The sequence below is a fragment of the Saccharicrinis aurantiacus genome, from assembly GCF_947489045.1.
GTDB lineage: Bacteria > Bacteroidota > Bacteroidia > Bacteroidales > Marinilabiliaceae > Saccharicrinis > Saccharicrinis aurantiacus.
In genome coordinates this window covers 626361-643339 of record NZ_CANLCN010000001.1, presented here as the reverse complement: position 1 = coordinate 643339, position 16979 = coordinate 626361, and the positions used below count along the sequence as shown (strand labels likewise).

The 16979-nt window shown below is 35.0% G+C and carries 6 protein-coding genes; 2 read left to right on the top strand and 4 right to left on the bottom strand.

Features of this window, described 5'->3' with window-relative positions; genetic code table 11:
• Window positions 1-5: 5 nt before the first annotated feature.
• The 3 genes from QMO11_RS02310 to QMO11_RS02300 all read right to left on the bottom strand — a co-directional run bounded on the left by QMO11_RS02310 (window position 6) and on the right by QMO11_RS02300 (window position 9422).
• A complete protein-coding gene (locus QMO11_RS02310; protein ID WP_282035853.1) occupies window positions 6-1808 on the bottom strand; it encodes a RagB/SusD family nutrient uptake outer membrane protein in 1803 nt (600 codons plus the stop codon).
• A 17-nt stretch (window positions 1809-1825) separates the two neighbouring features.
• Complete coding sequence (locus QMO11_RS02305; RefSeq protein WP_282035852.1) at window positions 1826-4915, bottom strand: SusC/RagA family TonB-linked outer membrane protein; 3090 nt, start codon at window positions 4913-4915, stop codon at window positions 1826-1828.
• A gap of 364 nt (window positions 4916-5279) precedes the next feature.
• Window positions 5280-9422, bottom strand: coding sequence for a hybrid sensor histidine kinase/response regulator transcription factor (locus QMO11_RS02300; protein ID WP_282035851.1), 4143 nt, complete (start codon window positions 9420-9422; stop codon window positions 5280-5282).
• 464 nt (window positions 9423-9886) lie between these two features.
• Here QMO11_RS02300 and QMO11_RS02295 point away from each other — a divergent pair, with 464 nt between their 5' ends.
• Both QMO11_RS02295 and QMO11_RS02290 read left to right on the top strand, forming a co-directional pair.
• Entirely contained in the window at window positions 9887-13453 is a 3567-nt protein-coding gene (locus QMO11_RS02295) for an Ig-like domain-containing protein (protein WP_282035850.1), read from the top strand.
• 134 nt (window positions 13454-13587) lie between these two features.
• A complete protein-coding gene (locus QMO11_RS02290) occupies window positions 13588-15363 on the top strand; it encodes an arylsulfatase (RefSeq protein WP_282035849.1) in 1776 nt (591 codons plus the stop codon).
• A gap of 27 nt (window positions 15364-15390) precedes the next feature.
• Here QMO11_RS02290 and QMO11_RS02285 read toward each other — a convergent pair whose 3' ends face one another.
• Window positions 15391-16947: a hypothetical protein gene (locus QMO11_RS02285; protein ID WP_282035848.1), complete on the bottom strand. Its 1557-nt coding sequence runs from the start codon at window positions 16945-16947 to the stop codon at window positions 15391-15393.
• Between the last annotated feature and the right edge of the window lie 32 nt (window positions 16948-16979).

The window sequence follows — 16979 nt, the reverse complement described above, 5'->3', positions numbered from 1 at the left end:
TTTTATTAGTTAATCTCCGAGTTTGCTGTAGTTTCTTCTACAGGAATAGGCCAATAGGCGTGATCTCTTTCTCTGTAGTTAATTGCTGCCTGAGTAAATTCAGTAAGATCAGTTCCTGTATATGTTGGATCTTCTCCCTCTGTCATAATACCCCTTTTAGACTTATTTTTTCCTTCACCATTAACCCACTTATAGATATCTAAATAGTATTTTTTAGCTGCTAAATACTCAAAACGTTCCTTTGTAATACCCCAGCGTCTTAAATCGATTTGGCGGATAGAATAACCTTCTCCTGAAAGTTCCATTGGGCGCTCTTTATGCATTAAATGCTCCATTACATCAGTTGAACTATAAATATTCTCATCATACGTAGAGCTTGCATATTGTCCCTTTGCACTTTCTCCTAATAAAATTACAGCTGAACGATAACGTACTTGGTTAATAATATCGAGGGCCGCTTGTACCCCACCTTCATTACTTCCACCTTCTAGAAGACACTCGGCATACATTAATAATATTTCGGCATAACGAATAACTCGGTAATTAATACCTGACTTATCGAAAATATCATTTTCACTAGAAACAGTTTCCCAGTTTGTCATTTTCTTCCAATACGCAGATTCTCCATTTTTAAATGCATTAATGTCTGCCATAATTTCGTTACCGTAGTATGGTTCGCAATCTTCATCATCAATTAAAGCAATGGAGTATGATGTTCTTAAAGAGAACTTTCTAACTATAGGTGCATCAAACTCATCAACACCAACATGATTACGCGCATCACTTGGATCTGGAGCATCGTTTCTATAAGCTAATATTAACCAGTTTGCTGGATATAAAGATCTAAATCCACCAATGTTACTATATAAATTTGGATAGGTATTAGTGGTTCCTTGTTGAGATCCACCACCCTCATCAACTTTTGTATTTAGATTATATCCAATTTCAAGAATAGACTCTTGATTAAATTCGTTTTTGGCAGTAAAATTATCATTGATATTATCCATCAATCTATAAACCCCGCTATCAATAATCTCTTTAAAATAAGTAGCTGCTGTTTGATAATCATTCTCAAATAAATAACTTTTACCTAGCACTGCAGTAGCTGCTCCTGAAGTTACTCTACCTAAATTAATGTTATTCACAGGGCTCCCTTCTGAACTTTCCTCACCTGGACCCGCATAGTCTGTCCAAGAAGCAGGTAGATTTTCTTTAGCAAACTCTAAATCAGCTCTTAAAAACTCTTTTATCTTGCTAGATGGTGTAAGTGGTTGATTGAAGTCTTCCTCACTTTGAGGTAAAAAATCATATAGAATTACATCTCCATTATTGTATGATGAATTTAAATAATGGTAAAATAAACCCCTAAAAAAACGGGCTTGTCCCATTTGATATTGCCAATCAAGCAACTCATCTTCAGATACCATGTTATCTTTAATTCCCTCCAAACCGAAAATAACTTGGTTGGCACGGAAAATACCTAAATAAATTTTCTCCCATTTTTTATTGGCTCCATCTGTTGATGCAGTGAATATTTGGAGATAATACTCATTTGTAGTATTTGGTCGCCCCCAACCTGGATAAGAAGCATCACTTCGTGGTATTTCAAACCTGGTGCCCATTACATCCATATCTCTAAATGCATTATACACACTTGTTAATCCACCTTTAGTATCTGACAGATTTCTCCAATAACTATCAGTGGTTATTTCATTAGGATTTACCTGAGTTAGGAAATCCTCACAACTACTCATTAATATTGCTATTAATGATGCTGCTATATATTTTAATATATTTTTCGTTTTCATTTCTATTAATTTAGATATTAGAAACCTAATTGAACACCTGCTCTATATTGCGCACTAACTGGATAATTTCCTTTGTCAAGACCACGTGTAGCAAGTCCATCTCCTCCAACTTCCGGATCATATCCTGTGTATTTCGTTAAGGTTAATGGATTATCTGTAGCGATATATATGCGTAGTTTTGAAACACCCAATTTAGATAACATTTTCTTTGGCAAAGTATACCCTAGTGTTACATTACGTAAACGAACAAATGATCCATCTTCAATCCATATATCAGACCACGCTCTATAGTTCATATGGTTACCTTTTCGGTTAGCTGGCATCACACCTAACGGATTATCTGTAGACCACTGATATAATTGATCTCTATGCGTACCGGTTGTATGCGCGTAAATTCTTGATCCATTAATTATCTCTTGCCCAAAAGCACCGAACCATTGCATAGAGAAATCAAATCCTTTATAATCGCAATTAAGATTTAGGCCTAACTCAAATTCTGGAGTACCACTACCGCCATAAACACGATCTGATTCATCAATTACATTATCACCGTTCTGATCAACGTAAATTAAATCACCCATTCTAGCTCCGGAGTCAATTTTCTGATATTCAGCTAACTTTTCTTTAGTATTGATAATGCCATTTGTTTGCATTACCATAAATGCTCCTGCCTCATAACCTTCAGTGATCACTGTAATTTTATCAGCATTACCACTTGTTTGAATTGGATTTCCGTTTGAGAAGTAAGAGATCGGATTTGAACCTTTCATCTTCTTAATCTCATTCTGATTTTTAGTGAAAGTTCCACCTATATTCCAACTAAACTTACCATGGTGACGATAATTAGCAGCTAACTCTATACCCCTGTTATTCATATCTCCAATATTGAGGTATACCTTTTGGTTACGTCCAATTCCGGCAGCTGTTGGCACTAAAAGAGGAAATAATAATTCTTCTTTATCAGTATTATAGACATCTACATTAAATGTTAACTTATTCTTAAAAAACCCAAAGTCAACACCTAAATTTGTTTGTTTTGACCTCTCCCAATGCACCAACGGGTTTGCAAAAGCAGCTTGAGTTTGTCCGAATAATAGGTATGGATTTCCCTCTACTCCGAAAGGATAATCATAGCCAGAACTAATTGTTGGAGCATAAGAATAATCAGGTATACTATTGTTACCAACTTGTCCGTGTGATGCTCTTACTTTAAAAGCATTTACAACTGAAGACATTCCACTCCAAAAAGCCTCATCAGCAACATTCCAACTGGCAGAAACTGAAGGGAAAGTTTCCCATCTATTATCTTTTGAAAATTTTGAGGAAGCATCTCTACGAGCACTTACACTTAAATTATATCGTCCACCTTTATAACTATATTGAGCACGAGCTAATAAACCAATTAAAGTACGAGTAACATCTTTACCCGAGCCTATTGATGGCTCTTGTGTTGTTTGTTCTAAAACTGGGACTTCATTGCTTGTGATATCTTTACCCTGCGCATAAAATGTTGAAGAAGTATATTTTTCACTTGTTGCAACAGCCAATACCTTAATCTGATGCTTACCAAACTTTTTGGTATAGTTGGCTCCACCTTCAAAAGTACTTTTAGAATTTTTGTCACTTTGATTCCTAACTCCTGATCTGGTTTGAGGGTTTACTACTAACTCGCCATCATTATCATAAACTTCGAATAATGGGTTAATTTTAACTCTAGTATTATTACCATAAATTACACCCCCACGAGCATTTAAGCTTAAACCTTTCATTACTTCAAAGGCAACTGTAACATTTCCGTTAAAACTTTCGCCATTACGAACATCTGTTTGCTTTAATTTAGCCATAACATTACCCGTTTGGATTTTATCGTTTCCTGAACCATCATCGCTAACTACAGAAGCATTAGGGTCAAGAACCTTTTGGAATGGCTTGTACTTATAAGCTTCATATAATAAATTACCAGCTGCATATTCCTGCTCATCAACTTTGAAACCTAAGCTAGTTCTAACTGTCCATCTTCCCTTTTTTAATGATGAATTAGCTCTAACATTAAAACGCTCATAACCTGTATTAATTAAAGTACCATCTTGTTGAAAAAATGATCCTACAACATTATACGTTAAGTCCTTTGTTCCTCCAGAAACATTTACACTATAATTTTGAATCTTAGCGTTATCTTGCTCAATAACATTCATAATATTAGTGTTATTGGTAAAGTTATCAGGAGTATTTTCCATTGCAGTCCAACTATTATCTGAATTATCGTTGGGATTTAGTTGCCCTAGATATGTAAAATGCTGCGCCCAATAATCTTCAAATTCCAACAATTCAATACCTGATGTAATTTTTTGAATACCATAATAACCATCAGCTGTAATCTTCATCTCTCCGGCTTTACCCGTTTTAGTGGTAATTAGAATAACACCTCCTGATCCGCGCACACCATAAATAGCAGCAGAAGCAGCATCCTTAAGAACATCTACACTCTCTATTTCACTATTACTTAATTGAGGATCGGTTTCTTGTGGAATACCATCTACAACAAATAATGGTGCATTTGTTCCGGAAATTGAGTTTACTCCGCGTATTTGAATATTAGAATTGGCACCCGGTTGACCAGAGCTTAATTGAACACTTACCCCAGCAATAGATCCCTGTAAAGCGGTACCTAAATCTGATGTAGATATTTTTTGAATATCCTCAGCCTTAACCTGCACAACAGCTCCAGAAAGCTCTTTCTTTTTCTGTGTACCGTAACCAATGGCAACTACTTCATCAATGTCGATACTACTAGGTTTAAGTTTGGCATTAATTTTTACTTTTCCCTCAACAGGTATTTCTTGTAAATTGAAACCTATAAAAGAGAACTGAAGGGTACCGGTTTGTGGCCCTTTAATTGAATAATTACCTGAGAAATCGGTAATTGTACCATTAGATGTACCTTTAAAGACAATAGCAACCCCGGGCAAAGGCTCGCCAGTTTCTCCATCGGTAACTGTTCCGCTAATGTTTACAGATTGCGCATTTGCGATTCCAACCTGCATCATAAATACGAGTAATAGAAAAATCCCCCGTTTTAGCAATTGATTAAAATTGTGTCGTTTCATAGATGTAATTTTGTTTTCTTTCATTCATCATTTGTTACAGGTAAAATTAGATGAAGAAGGCAAGTTTATGTGGGTAGAGGCAAGTCTAAAAAGTGGGTAATAATTGTTAATTTTCCCTAAAATAGGCGGATTTAGGGCATATTATAAAACTTAGTGCAAGTATAAATATATTTCACGTAGTCTTTTAATTTACTAGGTACATATGGAGAACTGCACACAAATTAATTACGCTGGAGAATTTTATTACTTTACTCTTTTTAACATTTGATAATATTCATTATTTCGTTCAAACGAGAATAAACAAAAAACCCTAAGTAAATAACTAGTATCTACTCAGGGTAATATTTATGATATCAAATATCCTTTATTCTTCGTCTTCTAAATCATCTGAATCTGAAGTAAGTTGTTCTGAGAACTTCTTTTTATATTCTGAAGGAGAAAGAGAGAATTCTGTTTTAAAACACGTTCTAAAATATTTTAAATCTGAAAACCCGACCTCATAAGTTACTTCAGCCACAGTATAACGACCCAACGAAAGCAGCTGTGCAGCACGTTTCAAACGTATGGTTCTGATAAATATTTTAGCTGTTTTACCGGTAAGCGCTTTCAGTTTTCTATTCATGATAACCTTTGAAATACCATAATCCGAAGCTAATTCTTCTACGGTAAATAAAGGTTCGTCTATTTTTGATTCAATAATGGAAATAATCTTTGCTAAGAATTTTTCATCCATTGATGTTGATGCAATTTCTGTTGGCGTTACTTCTATCTTTTTATCAAACTTATTTATTATCAAACTCCGCTTTTCTATGATCGCGTCAATTTGGGCTAGCAGAACGTCCATATCAAATGGCTTCGATACATATGCATCAGCACCCAAGCTATACCCTTTAACTTTATGCTCACTTAAATTTTTTGCTGTTAGTAATATAATTGGGATATGGCTTATACTTACATCTGCTTTTATGGCCTCGCACATTTCAAAGCCATCCATTATTGGCATCATAACATCACTGATAATAAGATCGGGATTGTATTCCTTACATATTTCTAACCCCTCCTTACCATTTTTAGCTTGAAGCACTTCGTATTTACTCTCTAAATTATCAACTACATACTCGCGCAATTCAAAATTATCTTCAACTATTAATAATTTTATTTTGTCATCTGAAGATACTATACCTTCAGCTTTCTTTTGGTCGCTCTGAATTATTCCTGTTTGGATAACATCTTCTTGAACCTGATATGTTGAGGTACTCCTTACTTCTTCTCTTTTAAGATGTTGCTTCCCTTTTAATAATTCAACAATAAAACTAGTGCCTTCGCCTTCTGTACTTTGAGCAGTTATAGTTCCATGGTGCATTTCAACTAAACTTTTAGAATAGGATAAACCAATCCCAGAACTCCCTTGCTTATTGTTAATTTTTCCGGCATTATAAAACCTATCAAAAACATGTTTTAATACATTTTTTGACATGCCAATACCAGTATCATTAACTTCAATAGATATCGTCGTCTTCTCTTCTTTTACATTTATATTTATCACACCTCCATTATCAGTATACTTAAATGCATTAGAAAGGAGGTTATATATTATCTTTTCTAGCTTATCAGGATCAAACCAAAGCTTAATAGAATCAGAGGTGGTATTGAACTTAAATTCAATATTCTTTTCCTCAGCAACCATTTCAAAGGCTCTTGAAACTTCTTTAATAAACAACACAACATTTGCTTCACTTGCCTCAATTTTCATTTTGCCTTGTTCGTACTTTCTAAAATCCATCAACTGATTAATTAAGCGCAATAAAACGTTGGTATTTCTATGAATTGTTTGATGAATTTTATCAACCTTATCTTCGGGCAATGTATTTTTCTCTTTTATAAGTTTTTCTATTGGCCCCAATATTAAGGTTAAAGGAGTACGAAACTCATGAGAAATATTCGTAAAAAACTTAAGTTTCATCTGCGAAAGCTCCTGTACTTTTTCTTTCTCGAAGCGCTCCATTAATAATTGACTTTTTTGCTGCACTCCGATAAGAGAGAACTGGCGGAAAAACCAAAGTAACAGTACGAAGATTACTAGGTATGCAATCATAGCAGGGGTAGACATCCACCAAGGTGCAATAACAGTTATACTAATGGTACGGGCTTCGTTACTCCATAAACCATCGCTATTGGTCGCCATTACTTTTAAAGTATAATTACCGGGTTTAAGGTTGGTATACTTGGCAAAACGAGCATCTGAGTCAGTGTAAACCCATTCAGAATCAAAACCCTCTAGTATATATTTATACTTATTTTTATGCGGAGCTACAAAATGTAATCCGGCAAAGTACATGGTAAAACTATTCTCTTCGTATTTTAAAGAAATCTGTTCAGTTGCATTAATATCTTTTTGCAATGGCACCCTGCCCCTTACTTCTTCCCCAACTTCAATTGGCTGATTTAGAATATCAAGCCGTGTAAAAGCGAGTTCAGCAACGGTAGTATCTTCAGCAATATCCAAAGGCTTAAAAACACTTAGTCCGTTTACTCCTCCGAAGATTAACTCGCCATTTTTATTCTTATAACTCGCCAACTCCGAAAACTCATTATCTTGCAACCCATCTGCTACATCATAGTTTCGTATTTCTTTTGTAGTTGGATTATAACAGCTTAAGCCTTGGTTTGACGAAAGCCATAAGTTTTGGTTATCATCCTCTTGTATTCCCTTTATTACATTATTAGGTAAACCATCCTTAGTTGTGATGGATTCAAAAGACTCGACCCCTATATCTGATATAACATATTTATTCAGTCCTCCACCCATAGTGCCAACCCAAATATCGCCTGACTTAGACTCATATATTGGCAGTATATAGTTGTGACTTAAGGATTTTTCGTTGTCCTTAATGTTTTTATGAACGAAAAATCGGGGATTCCTAGTATGGCTTTCTTTATAAGAGATTTTATTTAGACCGTTTGATGTACCAACCCAAATATTACCATGTTTATCCTCCATTAAGCTTCTAATAATGTTTGATGACAAAGAGTAACTCTTATCTTCCATCACAAATTGTCTGCGATAATAAGTACCATCTTTTTTTCTTTTTAGACGCCACAAGCCATCGCCATAGGTACCTAGCCAAACATTGCTTTTACTATCTACTAATATTGAGAAAACTGATTTCGTTTTAGGTACACCTAGCCTGTAAGGATCAATATTTTGATTGTTCTTAGTATTATAAACATATACCTCACTCGGATAAATAGCTCCCATCCAAAGCAGATCGTTCTGCTCATCTTCATCTATACAATAAACTAAATTATCCTTTAATTTTTGCTGATCAATATTCTTGTTGTCTGATTGTTCTTCAAGGATATTCTCAGAAATAAAACTTAAACCTTCGGCTGTACCAACCCACAAATTATTTCTTTTATCAGAAAATACACTACGCACCTTATTGTATGATGTTGTAGTTTGATCTTGTTGGATATTATAATGTTTGAAAGGCTTGTATTTTGGATTGTAAATATTAACACCTCCACCATTTGTACCTATCCATATTAAGCCTGATTTATCTTTAAACAAGGCAGTAATATAGTTTGCAGTTAAGCCGTCTGAATTAGTACTTGCGGTAAATATCTTTTTCTTTTTAAAACGCAATGGAGCACCCCCCTCAAGCTCGCACAAAAGCAAGCCGTTTGCACTACCTACCCATAATTCGCCCGAATCATCAATCAGCATTCTAGTGGATCTTGATAATTTTAAGCTTTTATGATATTCTTTCGCTTTTTTATCGAAAATACGCACAGTACTGCCATTACTTACAACTAGGTAATCTCCGTACTCTTGTATATTTGTTACCAACGAGGGTCTAATACTTGGTGTATAAACATAGGATACTTTGTGTTTTATTGGATCCATTTTTGCCAAGCCTTTGTAGGTACCAATCCATATATTACGCTCGGAATCCTCAAGTATTGTACGGCCAAAATTGCCTTGAAAACTACCTTTACTTACCCCCAAATCAGCTAGGGTTAAATGAATAACCTCATTGGTGGCAGTAATAATTACATCAACTCCCTTATCAGTAACCGACCAAATATTACCGTAACTATCAGCCTTAATTTGTATGATTCGATTGGAGGTTAATATATTAGGATTTTCAGTTGAATTTGAAAAATGCGTGAACACATTATTATCAACATCAAATTTACAAATTCCATTATCACTAGAGCCAATCCAAAGATGTCCTTCTGCATCCTCCGTAATGGTAAAAACGATGTTACTAACTAAACCATCATCTTGCCGTGGTTCCATGCGATACACTTTAAAGTTGTATCCATCGTATCTGTTTAAACCATCGTGTGTACCAATCCAAATAAATCCCCTACTATCCTGAAATATACAGTTTACATCATTTTGCGATAAGCCATCTAATGTGGTTAAGTTTTTAAAGCTCGAACTCCATACACCAAACGAAAAGCAAACGAAAAACAGTAATAATGATATTTTTTTTAGCATAACTTTCAGGATTGAGATATAAATAACGCAAGTACGGTGTGCGTAATGAACAAGTATTTTTTATATAGTGTGAAAATAGAAAGATAGCGGGTAAAAACAAACTTTAACACAAATCAAAACCTTTTTATAAAACGCAAAATTTTTCCGCATAAATGCTAATTACAAGCTTCAAAAAACTAGTCAATTCATATTCTCAATACATGTCAATTATAAAATCTCACACACTAAATGTCAAGTTTTCAAAATCTTACATGCATAAGAAAATACTTCACACCTAATCGTAAAATCTTAGTTACTAATATAAATAACAGATAAGAACTACTACATTGATGCGCATTTATCCCCTAATTTTACAACTATTATTAAGTCATTTTATGTGAAAGGGATTCCATATTTGTGATTGCAGGTATTATTGAATATTGCTTGATGAAGAATCTAGAATAATCTACACTTAAAATCACACAATGAAAAACTTAATAATTTACATATTACTAATTATTCCCAATATATTTTATGCCAACGAGACTGTTTTTTACAGCGGCTTTGAAAATGAAATTTCTACGGATTGGGCAAGCATTCTAAGTACAAGCATGCCCTTATTTAAACGAAACACCATTTCGAAAAGAAACGATGCTTACGGTTTAAATATGATTTTTAATTCACCATCGCAGAAAGGCAATTTAACTACGAGCTCCTTTTTACTGGAAGAAGGAGAAAACTATGAAATAACGTTTTGGTATAAATTTGTGGATAACCCCAATGATAACTCAGCCACCAATATCAAAATATTTGCAGAAGATGGAACTAAACTTCATCAAATAAACCTGAGCAATTGGGATAAGACAGAATGGACACAATACAAAACAAGCTATAGAGCAACCCAAACGGATGCCAATGCCTATATACTGTTTAGCTTTAGACCAAACAATGCAGGTAACTCGGAGATATACTTAGACGACTTTAAAATTGAATGGATTGAAGAGGAAGAAAGCTTTTTTAATGATTTAAAAACCAAAAATGTAAGCTCTAATCCAGATATTGTTTGGCAACAGTTTGGCCCGGGGATGAGTGGTAATTGCAAATCGGCATTTTGGCATCCTACAGAGCCTGATGTACTATTCATTAGTCCTAATATGGGCAACTCATACGGAACATGGGATGCCGGTTACACATACAACACCATTCTGAATGTAGATGAAACAGATTATAAAAAAGGATATCGTGGCCCCATAGAGCTAACTTGTGTTGACTTTGCACGTGGCAATACCAACTTTGGTATGAGTACCGACGAGAGAAACAATGGTATATTTTATACCGAAGATTTGGGACATACCTGGACCAGAATGCCTGTTACTACTTTTGATGGCATTTATGTAGATGCAGTAGCTGTTGACCCTAAAAATGATAATATTTGGTATGCTGGAGGTGGTAGATTACGCAACTTAGGGAGTAACCTTTACCCGCACTCGCAGCCCAAGGGTACACTGGCCCATGCGCCTAGTTTAAATAAAATATGGAAAAGCACAAACAAAGGTGCCTCGTGGAATTTAATGAACAACGGACTTGAATCGGAAACAGGTATTGAAACGCTATTGGTAGATCCGGCTAATTCTGATATTGTATATGCGTCTACAAGTACAGGCTTTTACAAAAGCACCAATGGTGGCGGCCTTTGGGTGAAAAAGGATAGTGGTATGGATTACGACATGCTCCGTGCCATGGATTATCATTACAATGCAGACGATGATTTGCTTACCATCATAGTAATCAGCAACCCTATGTGGAAGGCCGATGGAACTACTATAACAGACGAAAAGGGTGGTTTATTTAAAAGTACTGACCGTGGTGAAACATGGCAAAAAATCAGTGGCAACCTAGCCATGGATATGAGTCACTTTCAGAATAATGCCGACATTAAAAAAAGCTACTCGCACTGTGCTGCCTATATTTTCGATATGGATGATGATGCTTTCTTGGCTGAATATCCCGATATGCCAAGCAAGATTACCATCAGATATAATACCATTGAGATAGATCCGAACGATGTAAATAACATCTACCTCAATAACGAATATTCAAATGCCTCGCGCAATAACTTTAAACCAGGTGGAGTTTGGCGAAGTACCGATGGTGGAGAAAATTGGCACGTATGCCTACGTAATGGAAAGACTTGGGAATCGGGCTCTACAGATGCAAGCTATTGGGCGCAACGAAATAACCCAATGGAAACCAACATTAGTCTAAAATATAAAAAGGAATGGGTTAACCGTGACTTCTACGAGCGCAAGGGCTGTAACTTTGTAAAATTCAATGCAGATGGTTCTGTGCTACATACACAGCTTGCCAAAATATCCTTAATGAGTTACGATAAAGGCGAAACTTGGGTTGATATTGACGACGAGTATACTGGAGATTCAGAGGAAGAAAGTTACGTTGGCGCAGGCAATAGCAACGTTCCCGGTCATGGATTTTTTCAGCACCCACTTATCCCAAATAAGGTGTTTTGCCATGCCGGAGAAAATAGTTTATGGATAACCAACTTAGATGGTGATAATGTGAGAGAAAATGCCCAAGCAGCTAACTTCCATAAGCTATTAAACGACGAGAACTCATTAAGTTGGTATGCTATTCACCCTAATAATATTAATATTCATTACGCATTATTTTTCCGTCAGGCCAAAAAAGGGAAACTAATGCGATCAACCGATAATGGCGCTACTTTTCATGAACATGGAGAGGCGGTTCCTTATTGGGATATAACAGGACATTCGGGCGACCAATCGGTGCATCAAACACACCTAACTATAGATCCGGTGCACCCTGATAACATGTATTTTGTAGTACCTCAAAAATCGAGGAACATGGAATATGTTGGCAATTCCATTACACATTGGGGCTTTCATAAATCGAGCGATGGTGGTGCCAATTGGACTGACTCAAATAATGGTTTGCCCGAATCATTAGATGCCACCATGGTTGCCATTGACCCGAATGACAACAGCACTTTGTACGTAAGCATACAAAACTCCAACGGTGGACTATTTAAATCAACGGACTATGGTGATAATTGGCTTGAAGTTGAATCTACTCAAGCCATAGCTGGTAATTATGGTATTAACGATGTGCACTTTGCAAAAGATGGCAAAATATACATTACCGCAGGGGCTAGTTACGCTAATAGTAACGATGGTGGCCTTTGGGTAAGTGAAGATCGCATGGTTAGTTGGACTAAAATATTCGATTTTCCGTGGACTAACCGAATTGAAACCGCGTCTTATGATCCGAATATCATTTTAGTTTCAACCCTATCCAATGCTAAAATAGATGGGCGCAATGCAGGAGTCTACCTTTCTAAAGATGCTGGTGTTACATGGGAAAAGGTTAATACCGGCAACGGCCAGTCAGATAGAGTTAATGATATTGCCATTGATAATTATACACCGGGTAAATTTTACGCTTCTACTTTTGGTAGTGGATGGTACACAGCAACTGACCCAAACACAAACCCCATAGTCGAAGCCACCGGTATTCTTATAAATCCGCAAACTTTAATCTTAAAAAAGGATGAAGAACAACAGTTACAAGTTATTGTGAGTCCTTCAAATGCATCGTTTCAAACTGTAAATTGGCAAATTGATGATCCTACAATAGCAAGCATAGACGCCTTAGGCAGAGTAGCTGCTCTAAAAAAAGGTACTACCACAATAACAGCCACTTTGGTTAATACCAACATCAGCCATAGCATTGTTCTTAAGGTTGATGACGAAAGTGCTTCGGTAAATCAACTTAAAACACAAAGTTTAAACATTTATCCCAACCCTAGTAACAATCACATATTTGTATCTAGTAACGAAAGACTTGCTACTGAAGCATATTTGAACGTTTACAATACATTAGGTGAAGTGGTAATCAATAAAAAAGTTAATGATGCCAATGAAGCTATTGATATATCTTCTTTAAATCAAGGCTTACACTTAGTGGTGATAAAAACCAATAGTGACATGTTATATGGAAGATTTATAAAAGAATAATGATACCAGTTTTCCATAAATAGAGCATTCTTTTTTTAGAAGGAGAATACCTCCCCTATTATTTCACTAAAGGTAACCGCTAGCTTTTGTCGAATTGAATTATTTTTCGGGAAACAATAGATTAAAAGAATCACATGAAAAACAGCTTAACGCTCATCCATCTTATCTGCCTTTTATTTGCAGGCATTAACATGAATGCAAAAACTCAGCAAAAACCCAATGTAATACTTATTTTAACCGATGATTTAGGCATTGGTGACTTAGCATGCGAGGGAAACCCGTGGATTAAAACCCCAAATATCGATGCCTTTTATAACGAATCTGTACGCCTAAGCGATTTTCATGTAAGTCCGCTTTGTGCCCCTACGCGCGGTGCCATCATGACAGGGCAATATCCGGTTAACAATGGAGTTTGGGCTACTTTTAAAGGGCGTGATGCTTTAAATGAAAAGGCAATTACCATGGCGGATATATTTAAAGACAATGGCTACCATACTGCTATGTTTGGCAAATGGCATTTGGGCGATAATTACCCTAGCCGACCAACAGATTCGGGCTTTGAAACTGTAATTCAGCATTTAGCTGGCGGTGTTGGGGAATTATCAGACCATTGGGGAAATACTTATTTTGACGATGTGTATTACGTAAATAACGAAGCACAACAGTTTACTGGATATTGTACCGATGTTTGGTTTAGCGAAACGCAAAAATACATTGAACAGACAAAGGACAAACCATTTTTCATATACCTACCAACCAATGCTCCGCACGACCCACTTATTGTAGCTGAGAAATATGAAAAACCATACCAACACCTTGAAGGAAAAGAAGTGGTAAGTGCCAAGCAAATGGGCATGATTGCCAATATTGATGAAAACATGGGCCAACTCAACCAGTTTTTAATTGACAACAATTTAGCCGATAATACCATTGTAATTTTCATGAGTGATAACGGAAGTCGTTATGGATATAGTAATGATGGCAAACTAGGCTACAATAAAAACTTTAGAGGAATTAAAGGCTCTAAGTTAGAGGGCGGACATCGCGTACCTTTTTACATTCGCTGGCCCGAGGGTAACATTGGTGGTGGAAAAGATATTTCGCAGTTGAGTGCCCATGTTGATATACTGCCTACACTTGCTGCTCTTTGTAATATTGAGCTAGCACAAAATATGGATTTAGATGGTATTGATGTTTCTGATTTACTAAGAGGTAAAAAGAACAAGCCCAATAATAGGAGTGTATTTGTACACCATCGACAAGATTGGCGCGCTCCTGAAGCTGTGAATCAAACTTGCATTATGAAAGATAGTTGGCGACTGATTAATGGTAAAGAGCTGTATGACATTGAAAAAGATCCGAGCCAAAGAAACAACGTGGCAGCTCAACATCCTGAATTAATTACGTCGTTATTGCAGCAGAATAAAAAGTTTATTGAAAAGGCAAAACTTAGAACTGAGTATCAAGAACTACCGGTTAACATTGTGGGCAATGCGGCGCAAGAGAAGATAAAACTAACAGTACAACATGCCATTGGCGACGACAGAGGCATTTGGAAGTGTGAGCAAGTTGCAGAAGGCCTCACAAATAAAAACAACAAGCACGCCATTGGAATTGAAAAAGATGGTTTATATGAAATCAGCTTATGCCGTTGGCCTAAAGAATGCCCTGGTGCTATTTGGGGTGTGCCTGCAGTAAATAAAAACCATTACGATTATACGGTTATTAAACCAACAGAGGCGCGTATTAAAATACAAAATCGAGAGTTTACTAAAGCAATTAAGGGCAACGAAGAAGCCATTATTTTTAAAGTGCACCTTAAAAAAGGACATACAATATTGGAGAATGACTTTATTGAAGCTGATAACACTTATGGCGTTAACTATTGTTATATAAAGTATTTAAACTAGAGGAAATACCTCACTGTAATTAGTAACTTACTCAATAACAAATCCGGAATCAATTACTTCATAATCATAATTTACTATCGCTGTATTATTGTAACCTTTTATTTCTGGATATACATTTTTATAAAAATCAAAAACATTGCCTATAAAAAACATATCTTCTGAATGTAAAATTCCTATCCTGTGTTCTTTTACGTAATCTATAATAGGAACAAAACTTAAAAAATGTGCTGAAGTCTCAATACTATTTCTACCTATTTTAATCCACTTAGCTTCTACTTGTCTATTTTCATTAAGGTTAATATTCCAAATAATATATTGTACAAATATTACATTAATTAAAACAATTGACATTACTTTTTTCTGTAATACCATTTTCACAGATACGATCTTTACACTAAAAAAAAGAAATAGTAGAAATGTAAGTATATGATAATATCTAATCGAGAACCCTCTAGTATACAAACAAACAACTCCTATATAAACAACAATAAAGTAAGAAAATATCGGAGTTTTCTTTTTTGAAAAATCTATAATTAGCTCATATATTATGAATCCAAAGATCACAATTGCAGCAGCCATAAAATATAAATTAAAAAATACGGGAACCTCATATGAGAATAATCTCAATAAGACTACTTCATTTTGAAAAACATCAAATAGTTTTAAACTGTGATATTTTATAAAAGATATGAATACTACCCCTATCAAAAATGGCTTGAAGACTATTTTTGAAAAAGAAAATTTATATAAGTACCGCAATATAATTTCAACAAGGCTTTTAGTTCTATCAAAAAAAAGAAGTTCGATAATTATTAGAACGCCAGGAGCAATAAAAACTACAACTCCAAGATTACTCCATAACACATCAATGTACAGAGTCATTACAATAAAAGCACAAATTATATTAAAAAGAGAAATAAATGCTAAAGAAATACAATTTAGAATAAATTGAGATATAGAAACTTTTTCTATTAATAAATATGTTATAATACTAACAACTAGGGCTAAAACAACACTAGAAAAAATTATATGATTATATGATCCTAATATAGACACTGAAAGAAAAATAAATAAGTACAAAAATCGCTCTCTACTACATATTTCTTCAAGTTTATGAATAGAATATAAGAGAATTGAAATTAATACAAAATTAAAAGAACACACCTCCCACGCAATCTTTGAATAACACAATAAAAATACAGATTGAGCAAATAACAAAAGAAAAACAATTGCTGCTCTACGACTTACCCTTATTGTTAAAACCTTTGTAACTACAAATAGTGATAAAATATTAAAAAAAACGCCTCCAATTCTAAGGGAGAATACGTCAATTTTCCATATCCTAAATAAAACAGAATCTAATAAGGCTTGTAATATTCCTGTATAATAATTTAATCCATATGGTTGTGCAATCCCATTCTCCAATATATCAACTCCATAAAGGCCTATAGCAGCTTCATCACCATGAAGACCAATTTTATCAATATACGTTATCAAATAAACTATTATTACTGATAATAGAAATACGAAAAACAAGTTTAATATTTTCATTTTTGAATAAATCAGATCAAGCCTATTTTGCATATTCAATGTATTTGAATAATTAATTCCTGTGA